Annotated in this window: 14 protein-coding genes; 12 read left to right on the top strand and 2 right to left on the bottom strand. The window is 60.5% G+C overall.

What is annotated here, in order from left to right:
- The first annotated feature begins 51 nt into the window (after nt 1-51).
- The 11 genes from G3256_RS01355 to G3256_RS01405 all read left to right on the top strand — a co-directional run bounded on the left by G3256_RS01355 (nt 52) and on the right by G3256_RS01405 (nt 10,719).
- Nucleotides 52-1,224 carry an acetyl-CoA C-acyltransferase gene (locus G3256_RS01355; protein WP_169639133.1) on the top strand — a complete coding sequence of 391 codons (1,173 nt, stop codon included), beginning with the start codon at nt 52-54 and terminating at the stop codon, nt 1,222-1,224.
- An 11-nt stretch (nt 1,225-1,235) separates the two neighbouring features.
- The gene (locus G3256_RS01360; RefSeq protein ID WP_169639134.1) at nt 1,236-1,691 is read left to right on the top strand and encodes a GAF domain-containing protein; all 456 of its coding nucleotides are present in this window, start codon (nt 1,236-1,238) and stop codon (nt 1,689-1,691) included.
- Nucleotides 1,692-1,810: 119 nt separating this feature from the next.
- Nucleotides 1,811-2,383 carry a helix-turn-helix domain-containing protein gene (locus G3256_RS01365; protein ID WP_169642276.1) on the top strand — a complete coding sequence of 191 codons (573 nt, stop codon included), beginning with the start codon at nt 1,811-1,813 and terminating at the stop codon, nt 2,381-2,383.
- Nucleotide 2,384: 1 nt separating this feature from the next.
- Nucleotides 2,385-3,008: a LysE family translocator gene (locus tag G3256_RS01370; RefSeq protein WP_169639135.1), complete on the top strand. Its 624-nt coding sequence runs from the start codon at nt 2,385-2,387 to the stop codon at nt 3,006-3,008.
- Nucleotides 3,005-3,379, top strand: a complete 375-nt coding sequence (locus G3256_RS01375; protein WP_169639136.1) for a GFA family protein — start codon at nt 3,005-3,007, stop codon at nt 3,377-3,379. Before G3256_RS01370 ends, G3256_RS01375 begins: the two co-directional genes overlap by 4 nt.
- A 12-nt stretch (nt 3,380-3,391) precedes the next feature.
- Nucleotides 3,392-5,839, top strand: a complete 2,448-nt coding sequence (locus G3256_RS01380; protein WP_169639137.1) for a GcvT family protein — start codon at nt 3,392-3,394, stop codon at nt 5,837-5,839.
- Nucleotides 5,836-6,726 carry a homocysteine S-methyltransferase family protein gene (locus G3256_RS01385; RefSeq protein WP_169639138.1) on the top strand — a complete coding sequence of 297 codons (891 nt, stop codon included), beginning with the start codon at nt 5,836-5,838 and terminating at the stop codon, nt 6,724-6,726. The genes G3256_RS01380 and G3256_RS01385 overlap by 4 nt, the downstream gene beginning before the upstream one ends.
- A gap of 12 nt (nt 6,727-6,738) precedes the next feature.
- Nucleotides 6,739-9,183: a GcvT family protein gene (locus tag G3256_RS01390; protein WP_169639139.1), complete on the top strand. Its 2,445-nt coding sequence runs from the start codon at nt 6,739-6,741 to the stop codon at nt 9,181-9,183.
- 48 nt (nt 9,184-9,231) lie between these two features.
- Nucleotides 9,232-9,879, top strand: a complete 648-nt coding sequence (locus tag G3256_RS01395; protein WP_169639140.1) for an RluA family pseudouridine synthase — start codon at nt 9,232-9,234, stop codon at nt 9,877-9,879.
- Between the two features lie 97 nt (nt 9,880-9,976).
- Nucleotides 9,977-10,303 (top strand): ArsR/SmtB family transcription factor, encoded by a 327-nt coding sequence (locus G3256_RS01400; protein WP_169639141.1) that lies wholly within the window; start codon nt 9,977-9,979, stop codon nt 10,301-10,303.
- Nucleotides 10,300-10,719 carry an SRPBCC family protein gene (locus G3256_RS01405; protein ID WP_169639142.1) on the top strand — a complete coding sequence of 140 codons (420 nt, stop codon included), beginning with the start codon at nt 10,300-10,302 and terminating at the stop codon, nt 10,717-10,719. The genes G3256_RS01400 and G3256_RS01405 overlap by 4 nt, the downstream gene beginning before the upstream one ends.
- A 52-nt stretch (nt 10,720-10,771) precedes the next feature.
- On the opposite strand, the gene G3256_RS01410 is transcribed toward G3256_RS01405, so the two are convergent.
- The gene (locus tag G3256_RS01410) at nt 10,772-12,199 is read right to left on the bottom strand and encodes an aldehyde dehydrogenase family protein (protein WP_169639143.1); all 1,428 of its coding nucleotides are present in this window, start codon (nt 12,197-12,199) and stop codon (nt 10,772-10,774) included.
- 143 nt (nt 12,200-12,342) lie between these two features.
- Between G3256_RS01410 and G3256_RS01415 the strand changes: the two genes are divergently transcribed.
- On the top strand, nt 12,343-12,996 hold the full coding sequence (locus G3256_RS01415; protein ID WP_169639144.1) for a peroxiredoxin: 654 nt from the start codon (nt 12,343-12,345) through the stop codon (nt 12,994-12,996).
- 8 nt (nt 12,997-13,004) lie between these two features.
- On the opposite strand, the gene G3256_RS01420 is transcribed toward G3256_RS01415, so the two are convergent.
- Entirely contained in the window at nt 13,005-13,463 is a 459-nt protein-coding gene (locus G3256_RS01420) for an Lrp/AsnC family transcriptional regulator (protein WP_169639145.1), read from the bottom strand.
- Nucleotides 13,464-13,467: the final 4 nt, after the last annotated feature.

Raw genomic sequence — 13,467 nt, forward strand, 5'->3', positions numbered from 1 at the left:
TCTAAGGGGTAAGTCTTACAAATCTCTTTAAGTGCTTCAGGAGGACAGGACATGGCAGAGGTTGTGATCGCAGGTGCTGCCCGCACCCCGATGGGCGGATTTCAGGGCGATTTCGCATCGATGAGTGCCGCTGAACTGGGGGGTGCTGCCATGCGCGCCGCACTTGCAGGCGCCGGTCCTGCCGTGATCGAAGAGGTACTGATGGGCTGTGTCCTGCCCGCGGGTCAGGGTCAGGCACCTGCCCGCCAGGCAGGATTTCATGCAGGTCTTGGCGAAGAGGTCCCTGCGACGACGCTCAACAAAATGTGTGGCTCCGGCATGAAGGCCGCGATGATCGCGTTTGACCAGATTGCTCTGGGACAGACGGATGTGATGGTCGCCGGGGGTATGGAGAGCATGACCAACGCGCCTTACATGCTGCCGAAAATGCGCAGTGGTGCACGCCTCGGTCACGGTCAGGTTGTCGACCATATGTTTCTGGACGGGCTGGAGGATGCCTATGACAAGGGCCGCCTGATGGGCACTTTTGCCGAAGACTGTGCTGAGACCTATCAGTTTACGCGGGACGTACAGGACACCTATGCTCTGGCGTCATTGTCGCGCGCACTTGAGGCAGAGAGCTCGGGTGCTTTTTCAGATGAGATTTCACCGGTAGATGTCACAGGCCGGAAAGGCTCTGTTACCGTTCGCAGTGACGAACAACCGGCTTCGGCAAGACCGGAAAAAATACCGCATCTGAAACCGGCCTTCCGCGAAGGTGGTACGGTGACGGCGGCAAATTCTTCGTCGATTTCAGATGGTGCAGCGGCTCTGGTACTTGCCTCCGCAGAAGCGGCAAAAGCGCAGGGTCTGACCCGGCGTGCCCGCATTACCGGTCATGCCAGTCACGCCCAGGCGCCGGGGCTTTTTACCACCGCGCCGGTGCCGGCGGCCCAAAAGCTGCTGGACCGTATCGGCTGGGACAAATCCAGTGTCGATCTCTGGGAGGTAAATGAAGCTTTTGCGGTGGTGCCGCTCGCGTTTATGCGCGAGATGAGCCTTGATCATGAGATCGTCAACGTCAACGGCGGCGCCTGTGCGCTGGGGCATCCTATCGGCGCCTCTGGCGCGCGGATCATGGTGACGCTCCTGAATGCGCTGGAAAAACGCGGTCTGAAACGCGGTGTTGCAGCGATCTGTATCGGTGGTGGCGAAGGCACGGCCATCGCCATCGAGCTCGACTGACGGGGGCTCGGATGCAGGTTGATTACGGCGATCTGGCGCGCACAATCGCGGCCCTGACCGGGGGTGAAACCGATGAGGTGGCGCTTATGGCGACAGTGGTCTGCGAGGTGCATCACGCTGACACGCGCTTTGACTGGACGGGGTTTTACCGCGTAACAGAGCCTGAACTGCTGAAAATCGGCCCCTATCAGGGTGGCCATGGCTGTCTGGTGATCCCGTTTTCACGCGGCGTCTGCGGGGCGGCGGCGCGCAGCGGCGAGGTGCAGCTTGTGGCAGATGTGGAAGCTTTCCCGGATCACATCGCCTGTGCCAGTTCCACGCGATCGGAGCTGGTGCTGCCTGTGCGGAACGCGACGGGAGACCTGATCGCGGTGTTCGATATCGACAGCGACCAGGCAGATGCATTTTCGCAGCGTGATGCCACGGCACTGGCGGATATCCTTAAATCGGTTTTTGCCAGAGCCTGAGCACCGGAGTTACGGACAGGGCGTTGGGATGAATGTTGCCGGCCCGTGAAAATTCTCTGGATTTTTTCACCGAACTCACGCAAGGTGAAAAACGGGACCAGTTTTTCACGACGGAAGAGATGCGCCACAGCCTGCCAGATCAGCCAGCCACTCTCGGTGCAGACCTGCGCGCCCTGCGCAAGGCGCGCGGGCTGACGCTGAGTGATCTCTCAAGCGTGCTGGGGCGGTCCGTCGGATGGCTGAGCCAGGTCGAGCGGGATAAATCGGAACCATCAATCACCGATCTGCGCCAGATTGCCTCTGTGCTGAACGTTCCGGTCTCGATGCTGTTCCGGCACGCGGCGGCGCCGGCGCATGAGGCAGGCCATATCGTGCGCTCGGACGCTCGCCGGCCCATCGGATCAAAGATTGCAGGCCTCGTCGAAGAGTTGCTCTCCCCGGATCTGACGGATGACTTTGAGATGGTGCATTCCACGTTTGAGCCGAAAAGCTGTATCACCACACCAGTGACGCGGCCGACGCAGGAGGTGGGGTATATGGTCTCGGGACAGCTTGATCTGTGGATCGCGGGGGCTGAACACTCGGTAAAGGCCGGCGACAGTTTCCGCATCCGTGGCGAGGCCTTCCGCTGGTCCAATCCTTCCTCAGAACCCGCCGTGGCCATCTGGGTCATCGCGCCGCCGGTGTACTGACATGAGTTTCGAGGCCTGGAGCATATTCGCCCTGTTCTGGATCGTTTTTGTAACGACGCCGGGGCCCAATGCGGTGAACTGTATCAACAACGGCATGACGCTCGGGCTGCGTCGGTCGCTGCCGGGGGTTCTGGCGATCCTGACGCAGGCGAGCCTCTTTCTGATGCTTTCGGCGCTCGGTGTGACGGCCCTGATCGCGGCCTCGCCAACAGGGTTCTTTGTGGCAAAGCTGGTCGGCGCGGGATTCCTGATCTGGATGGGGATCCGCGGCTGGATGAATGCGCGCAAACCTGTCGTGCTGGCGAATCGTCCGGCCTCTTCGGTTTTTCTTCGCGCTTTTGCCATCGCCACGATCAATCCCAAAAGCGTCGCGGGATACCTCGCAGCCTTTTCCCAGTTTGTGCAGCCTGACGTGCCGGTCATGGAGCAGATGGTCGTGATCGTGCCCACCGCTCTGACGCTGACCGCGATCAGCTATACCGGGTTCACGCTTCTGGGTGCAGGGCTGGGCCGTGCAGCGCTCGGCGCGGTCTTCAACGTCTGGGTGCGCCGGGTGCTGGCGGGCTGCTTTATCATTTACGGCCTGCTGCTTGGCGCATCGGCCACACCGGAGCGTACGTCATGATCACAGGGTCCTGTAATTGCGGTGCGATCAGCTTTGAGGTCACCGGCCCGGTGCGCAGCATATCGCACTGCCATTGCGTGCAATGCCGCAGACAGGCGGGTAATTTCTGGGCCGCAGCGGTTACGGAAGACAGTGATATCCGCATCAGCGGCCCGGTGACCTGGTACGCCTCAAGCGATTTCGCAAAGCGCGGGTTCTGCGCGACCTGTGGCAGTTTTCTGTTCTGGAAACACAATGCGGAAAGCTCGGTCAGCTTTGGCCTTGGGACGCTCGACGCAGGTTCAGGCCTGAAAATAGAAAAGCACATATTTGTCGCCGATAAGGGCGATTATTACGACATCGCGGACGATCTTCCGCAGCACGATACTTAGGGAGCACGGGACATGGCAGATTTTCCAACGACGGCACGGGTCGTCATCATCGGCGGCGGGGTTGTGGGCACCTCGACGCTCTATCATCTGGCCAAAGCAGGCTGGAAAGACTGCGTGCTGCTGGAGAAAAACGAGCTGACAGCAGGGTCGACCTGGCACGCGGCCGGCAATGTGCCGAATTTCGCCGGCTCCTGGGCGGTGATGAACATGCAGCGCTATTCGGCGGAGATGTACCGCACGCTGGGTGAGGACGTTGGCTATCCGATGAACTACCATGTCAGCGGGTCGGTGCGGCTCGCGCACAGCAAAGAGCGCATGCTGGAGTTTGAACGGGTCGCGGGCATGGGCCGGTATCAGGGTCTGCAGATGGACATCTGCACGCCCGAAGAGCTGCTGCAGTACAACCCCTTTATGGAAACGCACGATCTTGAAGGCGGCATGTGGGACCCGCTCGACGGGGATATCGACCCTGCACAGCTGACCCAGGCGCTGGCCAAGGGTGCGCGCGACGCAGGTGGCCGGATTGAACGTTTCTGCCCGGTAACGGGGATGGAGCGCGACGGTGACGAATGGATCGTGAAGACCGAAAAAGGCGATATCCGTTGCGAATATGTGGTCAACTGCGCGGGCTATTACGCGCAGCGCATCGGTGAAATGTTCAAACCCTTCGGCGGGCGGACGGTGCCGATGGTGGTGATGTCGCACCAGTATTTCCTGACTGAACCGGTGCCGGAGCTTGAATCCTGGAGCAAAGAGAACGGTCGTAAGATCGCGCTGCTTCGCGACGTTGATGTCTCCTACTACCTGCGCCAGGAGAAGAATGGCCTCAACCTCGGCCCCTATGAGCGCAACTGCAAAGCACACTGGATCACGCCCGACGATCCGATGCCCGAGGATTTCAGCTTCCAGCTTTACCCGGATGATCTGGAACGGCTGGAATACTACATCGAGGATGCCATGGCGCGTCTGCCGCTGCTGGCCACTGCCGGTTTGGGACGTAACATCAACGGGCCTATCGCCTATGCGCCTGACGGTCTGCCGATGATCGGCCCGATGCCCGGCGTGAAGAACGCCTTTGAGGGGCATTCCTTTACCTTCGGGATTGCCCAGGGTGGCGGCGCGGGCAAGGTTCTGTCGGAATGGATCATGCACGGTGAGACAGAGCTTGATATGTGGGCCTGCGATCCGCGCCGCTACACAGATTACACAGATCACGACTATTGCCTGTCAAAGGCGCTGGAAACCTATGGCCACGAATACGCCATGCACTTCCCGCATCATGAATGGCCCGCCGGTCGCAACAGGAAGCTCTCGCCCGTAGATGCGAAAATCCGCGAAATTGGCGGTCAGATGGGGGCCTATAACGGCTGGGAGCGCGCCAACTGGTTTGCGAAACCGGGCGATGACACTTCCGAAGAGGCGACACACACATGGGACCGCAACGGCCCCTGGGCGCCGCGCGTGAAAGAAGAGGTCGAGGCCGTGCGCGATGGCGTGGGCGTTCTGGATCTGCCCGGGTTCTCACGTTTCAATCTCTCAGGCGCCGGGGCGGCGGAATACCTGCGCGGTCTGATCGCGGGGGCATTGCCACAGATCGGGCGCATGAACCTTGCTTACTTCCCGGACAGCCGGGGCCGTGTGCTGACGGAGATGTCGGTGATGCGGCACGGCGAGGATGAATTCACGCTGATCACCGCGGCCACAGCGCAGTGGCACGATTATGATGTGCTGGGTCGCAACCTGCCCGAAGGGCTGTCGCTGACGGATCACACGACGGAATACAGCACGCTGATCGTCACCGGACCTGAGGCGCGGGCGCTCTTTGAAAATATCGGGACCAAAGCCGACCTGAGCGCGCGCTGGCTCTCGGTGCAGCCTGCGACCGTTGCCGGTATCGCGTGCGCACTGGCGCGGGTTTCCTTTGCCGGAGAGCTCGGCTGGGAAATTCATGCGGCCAATGCGGATATTCCGGCGCTTTATGATGCGGTGCTGGGGGCGGGTGCGGTTCCTTTCGGCATGTATGCGCTCAATTCTATGCGGATCGAGAAGGGATACCGCGCCTGGAAAGGGGATCTTTCCACGGATTATTCGCTGCTGGAGGCGGGGATGGAGCGCTTCATCCGCTTTGACAAACCTCAGGATTTCCCGGGCAAGCAGGCGCTGCTCAATGAAAAGCAGCAGGGCAGTAAAAAGCAGTTCGTGACGCTGGTGGTCGATGCCGGCGATCAGGACGCGCCCTATATGGCGCCGCTTTTCCATGACGGTAAAGTCGTGGGGGAAACCACCTCGGGTGACTGGGGCTACCGGGTCGGGAAATCTGTGGCGCTGGGCATGCTGCGCAAGGAACTCACGGCGCCGGGCACCGAAGTTGAGGTTGAGATCTTTGGCCAGCGGTGCCGCGCGGTGGTGCAGGAGGATCAGCCGCTCTGGGATCCGGCAAATGAACGGATCCGTGCATGACCGCGGTCACGCTTCTGGACGGCGGTATGGGTCAGGAACTGGTGCACCGCACCGGCGACAGGCCGACGCCGCTCTGGTCCACCCAGGTCATGTCGGATCACCCGGGCCTCGTGCAGCAGGTGCATGAGGATTATTTTGCCGCCGGGGCGACCGTGGCCACAACCAACAGCTATGCCGTGCACCATGACCGGCTCGCGGGTACCGGTATGGAAGGCAGGTTTGCTGAACTGCACGGGCTGGCGATTGCTGAGGCCAAAGCCGCCCGCGACGCCCATGGCAGCGGACGTATTGCAGGCTCAATCGGCCCGCTCCGCGCGAGCTACCGGCCTGACCTTCACCCCGTATCCCGGACGGCGGTGCCGCTCTTTGCTGAAGTGGCGCATCTGCTGGCCCCGCATTGTGATTTTCTGCTGCTGGAGACGGTGGCTTCCGTGGCGATGGCGCGGGATGCGTTGAAGGGCGCGCGGGAAACCGGGCTGTCTGTGTGGATGTCGCTGACTGTATCGGACAGTGACGGGACCCTGCTGCGCTCGGGCGAGCCGCTTGAGGACGCGCTTGAAGTGGCCGGTGAGGCGGATGCGGTGTTGATCAACTGCTCGGCACCCGAGGCCATCACGAGGGGCCTGCCAGTGGTGGCGCAGGCGGGCAAACCCTATGGCGGCTACGCCAACGGGTTTGTGCAGATCACGCAGGATTTTCTCAAAGACAAACCAACCGTCGACTCACTCGAAATGCGCAAGGACATGGGGCCACGCGCCTATGCCGGCTACGTTATGGAATGGGTCGGCGAGGGCGCGACAATCGTTGGCGGGTGCTGCGAGGTCAGCCCCGCGCATATCGCCGAAATCGCACACCGGCTGAAAGCGGCCGGGCACACAATCGTTTAAAGGAACCCGCATATGGCACAGCCTCCCTCTCAGGCCCGGGTCGTCATTATCGGTGGCGGCGTCATCGGCTGCTCGGTCGCCTATCACCTGACAAAACTGGGGTGGAAAGACGTCGTACTGCTCGAACGCAAACAGCTGACTTCCGGCACCACATGGCATGCAGCAGGGCTCATCGCACAGCTGCGCGCGACGGCCAATATGACAAAGCTCGCGAAATACAGCCAGGAGCTTTACGGCAGCCTTGAAGAGGAAACCGGAGTTGCGACCGGGTTCAAACGTGTGGGCTCTATCACCGTGGCGCTGACTGAAGAGCGCCGGGAGGAGATCAACCGCCAGGCGGCCATGGCGCGGGCCTTTGGTGTTGCGGTTGAGGAAATCTCGCCTTCGGAGGTGAAAGACCGCTACGCACACCTGAATATCGAGGGCGTCACGGGTGGTGTCTATCTGGAAAAAGACGGACAGGGGGATCCTGCGAATATCGCCCTGGCGCTGGCAAAAGGAGCGCGTCAGCAGGGTGCGCAGGTTCTGGAGCGCACACGCGTAACCGGCATTCGCCGGGAGGGCCGGCGGGTGACCGGTGTTGACTGGGAGCAGGGCCGCGAGACCGGCTTTACCGCGGCTGATATGGTTGTGAACTGTGGCGGCATGTGGGGCCATGAGGTCGGACGCATGGCCGGTGTGAATGTGCCGCTGCATGCCTGCGAACATTTTTATATCGTCACCGAAGCCATTGCCGGGCTGAGCCAGATGCCTGTGCTGCGGGTCCCGGACGAATGCGCGTATTACAAAGAAGACGCGGGCAAAATGCTGCTCGGGGCCTTTGAGCCTGACGCCAAACCCTGGGCGATGAACGGCATCTCACCGGATTTTGAGTTTGACCAGCTGCCGGAAGACTTTGACCACTTTGAGCCCATCCTCGAGGCGGCGGTGGAGCGGATGCCGATGCTGGCCGAGGCGGGTATCCATACGTTTTTCAACGGGCCGGAGAGCTTCACGCCGGACGATGCATATCATCTGGGGCTGGCACCTGAGCTTGATAATTTCTGGGTTGCCGCTGGGTTCAATTCAATCGGCATCCAGTCGGCGGGCGGGGCCGGTATGGCGCTGGCGCAGTGGATGGAAGCCGGGGACAAACCCTTTGATCTGGGCGATGTGGACATCACCCGGATGCAGCCCTTTCAGGGCAATAAAACTTATCTTTTCGAGCGCTCCAAAGAGACGCTTGGTCTGCTTTACGCGGATCACTATCCCTACCGGCAGAAGGCGACAGCGCGAGGCGTTCGGCGTACACCCTTCCATCAGCACCTGCTGAACGAGGGTGCGGTGATGGGGGAACTTGCAGGATGGGAGCGCGCCAACTGGTTCGCGGCCCCCGGTCAGACGCCGGAGTATGAATATTCCTGGAAGCGGCAGAACTTCTTTGACAACGTGGCCTCCGAGGTTGAGGCGATCCGCGGTAACGTCGGCATGTATGACATGTCGTCGTTTGGCAAAATCCGGGTGGAAGGGCGCGATGCCACGGCCTTTATGAACCATATCGGCGGTGGGCAGTATGACGTACCGGTCGGCAAAATTGTTTATGCGCAGTTTCTGAATGTACGCGGCGGGATTGAGGCGGATGTCACGGTCACGCGCCTGGCAGAAACCGCCTATCTGGTTGTCACCCCGGCGGCGACGCGGCTGGCGGATCAGACGTGGATGATGCGGCACGTTGGTGATTTCAATGTGGTGATCACCGATGTGACCGCCGGAGAAGGTGTGCTCGCCGTCATGGGCCCCAATGCGCGCAAACTGCTGCAGGCGGTCTCGCCTGCGGATTTCTCCAATGAGACCAATCCCTTCGGCACAGCGCAGGAGATCGAGCTCGGGATGGGCCTCGCACGGGTGCACCGCGTGACCTATGTGGGGGAGCTGGGCTGGGAGGTTTATGTCAGTGCGGATATGGCCGCCCACGCCTTTGAAGCGCTGCATGCAGCGGGCCAGGAGATGGATCTGAAGTTCTGCGGCATGCATATGATGGATTGCGCGCGGATCGAGAAAGGCTTCCGGCATTTCGGGCATGACATCACCTGTGAGGATCATGTGCTGGAGGCCGGTTTGGGGTTTGCCGTGAAAACCGACAAACCGGATTTCATCGGGCGTGACGCCGTCCTGCGGAAAAAGGATGCAGGCCTCGAAAAACGCCTGCTGCAGTTCCGCCTGACCGATCCTGAGCCGCTGCTCTATCATAACGAGCCGGTGATCCGTGATGGCGAGATCGTGGGCTATCTGTCGTCAGGTGCCTACGGGCACAGCCTCGGTGGCGCGATGGGGCTGGGCTATGTTCCCTGTGCGGGCGAGGCGGCGGCAGATGTCCTCGCCTCAGAGTATCATATCGACGTAGCCGGCACGCGGGTGAAGGCCGAAGCCTCGCTGAAACCGATGTATGACCCGAAATCGGAGCGGGTGAAGGCCTGAGGTCGCGGCACTGCTTGAAACCCGGGCGCTGTTCTGCAACGAGGCGGGATGGATAGCGTATACCGCCCGCCGCAGGACCCGCTGGTCATCCTGCACGAAGACGCTGAAGTTCTGCTGGTCGACAAACCTGCGGGCCTGTTGTCGGTGCCGGGCAAGGGGCCGGAGCTTGCAGACTGTCTGCTCACCCGCATCCAGGCCGCCTTTCCGGATGCTTTGCTGGTACACCGTCTGGATCGGGATACGTCGGGCGTGATGATCTTTGCGCTCACACCCCATGCGCAGCGGCACCTGGGGCTGCAGTTCGAAAAGCGCATGACGCAGAAAACTTACGTCGCGCGGGTCTGGGGCGTGCCGGACGAAAAGACCGGCGAGGTGGATCTGCCGCTTATCGTGGACTGGCCCAACCGGCCGCGCCAGATGGTCGACCCTGAGAACGGCAAGCCTGCGCAAACCGCCTGGCGGGTGCTGAAGGACGAAGGCGACACCGCCCGCATGCGCCTGCAACCAAGGACAGGGCGCAGCCACCAGCTGCGTGTGCACATGCTCAGCCTTGGCCATCCGATTCTGGGCGACCCCTTCTATGCCACCGGGCCGGCACGCGCTTTTCCGCGCCTGATGCTGCACAGTGAAGAGCTGCGGTTCAAACACCCCCAGGGCGGAAGGTCCATGAAAATAAGGACCAGAGCACCCTTCTGACCCCCCCGGGCCGGAACAGAAAAGGCGCCACCCTTGACATGATACCGTTTGGTTTCATAAAAGAGATACCAAATGGTATCACTTAAGAGGAGGCTTCATGCCGGACACACCCCCATCGCAATCAGTTTTCCGCGCTCTCGCCGATCCGACCCGCCGGGACATTCTGGTGATGCTGCGCGGACAGGACCTGACCATCGCAGAGGTTGCTGAGAACTTCGATATGACGCGCGCTGCGGTGAAAAAACACCTTACCGTGCTCTCTGACGGCGGGCTCATTCACACGGCGACCCGGGGACGGGAACGGGTGAACAGCCTCAATCCGGCGGGAATCGCACCTGTCAGTGACTGGTTTTCGCACTTCGACGGGTTCTGGAACGACCGCCTGACGGCACTCAAAGACGCAATTGAAAGGGACACACAATGACCGGACGCATTCTGAAAAAGGCAATCTTTCTGAAGGCACCGCGTGATCAGGTCTGGGATTATCTCACCCGGCCTGAGCATCTCGCAAAGTGGTTTCATGCGCCGAAGGCACCGCTGGTGACCGGGCAAAAGCTGGAAATGTTTGGTACGACCAGTGGTGATCTGCTGATATGGGGTGAGGTCACCGAGGCGCGCGCTCCGGAGTATCTGGAATATACCTTCACCGTCAAACCGATGGGGGATGCGGTGAGTGTGGTGACATGGTGGCTTGAGACAGTTCCCGGCGGGACGCAGCTCAGACTGGAGCACTCCGGCCTTGCTGCGACAGAAGACGCTTTTGGCCTTACGCTGGCGCTCGACAAGGGCTGGGACGAACATCTCATGCAGATGCGCGAATCACTGCACACTGCAGAATAAAATTCGGGCCGCCTCATGAGAGGCGGCCCGGAAACATTCGCGTCGCAGCAGGTTACTCTGCGGCCCAGCCCGATACGGCCTTGATCTCAAGGAACTCATCAAGACCAAAGACGCCGCCTTCGCGACCGTTGCCCGACTGCTTGTAGCCGCCAAAAGGCGAGCCCATCGCAAAGCCCTGACCATTGGTTTCAACCATCCCCGAGCGCAGCAGGCGCGCGACACGGCGGCGTTTTTCATCGTCTTCGGTCTGGACATAGTTGGTCAGTCCGTAAGGCGTATCATTGGCGATCGATACCGCCTCTTCCTCGGTCTCAAACGGAATGATGGACAGCACCGGGCCGAAGATCTCTTCGCGCGCGATGGTCATATCATTGGTTACATCGGCAAAAACCGTGGGCTTCACATAGTAGCCGCGGTTCAGGCCATCCGGCCGCCCGGTGCCACCGGCAACCAGACGCGCCTCGCCCATGCCCACCTCGATGAGCTTCTGAATTTTATCGAACTGCACCTCGGAGACTACAGGGCCGATATGACGCCCTTCTTCGGAAGCCGGGCCCACATGCGTGTTCTTCGCCACATCCGCGGCCATCTCCACCGCTTCGTCATAGCGCGATTTATGCACCAGCATCCGTGTGGGCGCGTTACAGGACTGTCCGGAATTGCGGAAACAGCGGATCGCCCCCTGTTTGGCGGCTTTGGGGTCGGCATCCTCAAAGATGATATTGGCGCCTTTGCCGCCCAGCTCCAGGCTGACACGCTTCAGTGTGTCGGCGGCGGCCTTTGAGATGGCGATGCCCGCGCGGGTGGAGCCGGTAAAGCTGACCATATCCACATCCGGATGCGACGACAGCTGGCTGCCGACGCCGGTACCGTCACCGTTCACCAGGTTGAAAACACCCGGTGGAAAGCCTGCCTGGTCGACGAATTCGGCAAAGAGCAAACCGGAGAGCGGCGCGATTTCGGAGGGTTTAAGGATCATCGTGCACCCGGTCGCAAGCGCCGGGATGGTTTTGAGGATAATCTGGTTCATCGGCCAGTTCCAAGGCGTGATCAGCGCGCAGACCCCGATGGGCTCCAGAAGCGTCTTTTCCGTACTGGTAAAATCGCGTTCAAAGCTGAAATCTTTGAACGCTTTGAGAAAGCCGTTGATATGCCAGGAGCCGGCGCCGACCTGTTGCTGGCGGCTGAGCTCAATCGGCGCGCCCATCTCTTTGGACATCGCCTGCGCCATTTCCTCGGCCCGGTCATTATAGATCTCGAGCAGGCGCTCAATGAGGCCTGCGCGCGCCTCTTTGGAGGTCTGCGACCAGGCAGGAAACGCGGCACGTGCGGCAGCGACAGCGGCATCTGTGTCCGTCTGATCGCCCAGCGATATTATGGCGCATTCTTCTTCGGTGGACGGGTCGATCACCGGGAAATCGCGCGTTTTGGCGGGCGCGACCCACTGACCGTTGATGTAAAATTTCTTATGATCCGACACAGGACTCTCCCTTATTCAGACGCCACGCGGGCGTGTTCGGCGGCACTCTGTCACTCCGGCGGGGCACGTACAAGAGAGGGGATGAAAGCAGGCCCGTTAAGGTTTAGAATTGCCCAAGAACAGGATTCCCACAGGAGGACAGCATGAGCTTGCGCATCAACGACACGGTTCCGGATTTTACCGCAGAAACCGATCAGGGAACGATTTCATTTCACGACTGGATCGGCGACAGCTGGGCCATTCTGTTTTCTCACCCCAAGGATTTTACACCCGTGTGCACCACGGAATTCGGCGCTGTCGCACAGCTGTCTGACGAATGGGCGAAACGCGGCACCAGGGTGATCGGCGTCTCGGTGGATGGTGTTGAGGACCACAAAAAGTGGAAAGGCGATATCGAAAAGGTCGGCGGCGCAAAGGCGGGCTTTCCGATTATCGCGGATGAAGGCCTTGCCGTCTCCAAAGCCTTCGACATGCTGCCCGCCGAGGCCTATCTGCCCGACGGGCGCACCCCGGCTGACAGTGCCACGGTGCGTTCGGTTTTTATCATCGGACCGGATAAACAGCTCAAGCTGTCAATGACATATCCGATGACAGTAGGGCGCAATTTTGCTGAAGTGCTGCGTGCGCTCGACGGGTTGCAGATGTCTCTGGGGCATGGTGTGGCGACACCCGCCAACTGGGTGCCTGGCGAGGATGTTATTATTCCGCCCACGGTCTCCAACGACGATGCCAAAGCCAAATTCGGTGAATTTGAGACGGTTCTGCCCTATCTGCGCAAGACCAGAGCGCCGGGATAACAGCCTGATCAGATCGGCAGCTCGGTTGTTGATTTGATCTCTTTCAGCACAAAACTGCTGTGCACCTCTTTCACGAAAGGGCTGCGCAGCATCACGTGTGTGAGGAAGGCCTCGTAGGCTTCCACATCCCCGATGCGGATCTTGAGCCGGTAATCCGATCCGCCCGATGTCGAGAGACATTCCACAATCTCAGGATGACGACGGGCCAGTTCGACAAACCCGCTCACGACTTTTTCCGAGTGATCGGTCAGGGTGATGGCCGCCAGCACGGTGAGTTTGCAGTCAAGCTGCGCCGGTGAGAGCAGCGCCACCCGCCGCAGAATAGTGCCGCGCGCCTCGAACTCCTGAATTTTCCGCCAGACGGTGCTCTGTGCCATCGCGCAGTTCTTTGCGATGCGCGCAAGCGGCTGATTTCCATCGCGCTGCAATTCCCGCAGGAGCTTTCTGTCGGAGGTATTAAATTTCACAATC

The sequence above is a fragment of the Roseobacter ponti genome, assembly GCF_012932215.1.
In the GTDB taxonomy this organism is placed as follows: Bacteria; Pseudomonadota; Alphaproteobacteria; order Rhodobacterales; family Rhodobacteraceae; genus Roseobacter; species Roseobacter ponti.

Coding starts and splice junctions, on each gene's coding strand:
- G3256_RS01355 (WP_169639133.1), top strand. CDS start 52: ATGGCAGAGGTTGTGATCGCAGGTGCTGCCCGCACCCCGATGGGCGGA.
- G3256_RS01360 (WP_169639134.1), top strand. CDS start 1,236: ATGCAGGTTGATTACGGCGATCTGGCGCGCACAATCGCGGCCCTGACC.
- G3256_RS01365 (WP_169642276.1), top strand. CDS start 1,811: ATGCGCCACAGCCTGCCAGATCAGCCAGCCACTCTCGGTGCAGACCTG.
- G3256_RS01370 (WP_169639135.1), top strand. CDS start 2,385: ATGAGTTTCGAGGCCTGGAGCATATTCGCCCTGTTCTGGATCGTTTTT.
- G3256_RS01375 (WP_169639136.1), top strand. CDS start 3,005: ATGATCACAGGGTCCTGTAATTGCGGTGCGATCAGCTTTGAGGTCACC.
- G3256_RS01380 (WP_169639137.1), top strand. CDS start 3,392: ATGGCAGATTTTCCAACGACGGCACGGGTCGTCATCATCGGCGGCGGG.
- G3256_RS01385 (WP_169639138.1), top strand. CDS start 5,836: ATGACCGCGGTCACGCTTCTGGACGGCGGTATGGGTCAGGAACTGGTG.
- G3256_RS01390 (WP_169639139.1), top strand. CDS start 6,739: ATGGCACAGCCTCCCTCTCAGGCCCGGGTCGTCATTATCGGTGGCGGC.
- G3256_RS01395 (WP_169639140.1), top strand. CDS start 9,232: ATGGATAGCGTATACCGCCCGCCGCAGGACCCGCTGGTCATCCTGCAC.
- G3256_RS01400 (WP_169639141.1), top strand. CDS start 9,977: ATGCCGGACACACCCCCATCGCAATCAGTTTTCCGCGCTCTCGCCGAT.
- G3256_RS01405 (WP_169639142.1), top strand. CDS start 10,300: ATGACCGGACGCATTCTGAAAAAGGCAATCTTTCTGAAGGCACCGCGT.
- G3256_RS01415 (WP_169639144.1), top strand. CDS start 12,343: ATGAGCTTGCGCATCAACGACACGGTTCCGGATTTTACCGCAGAAACC.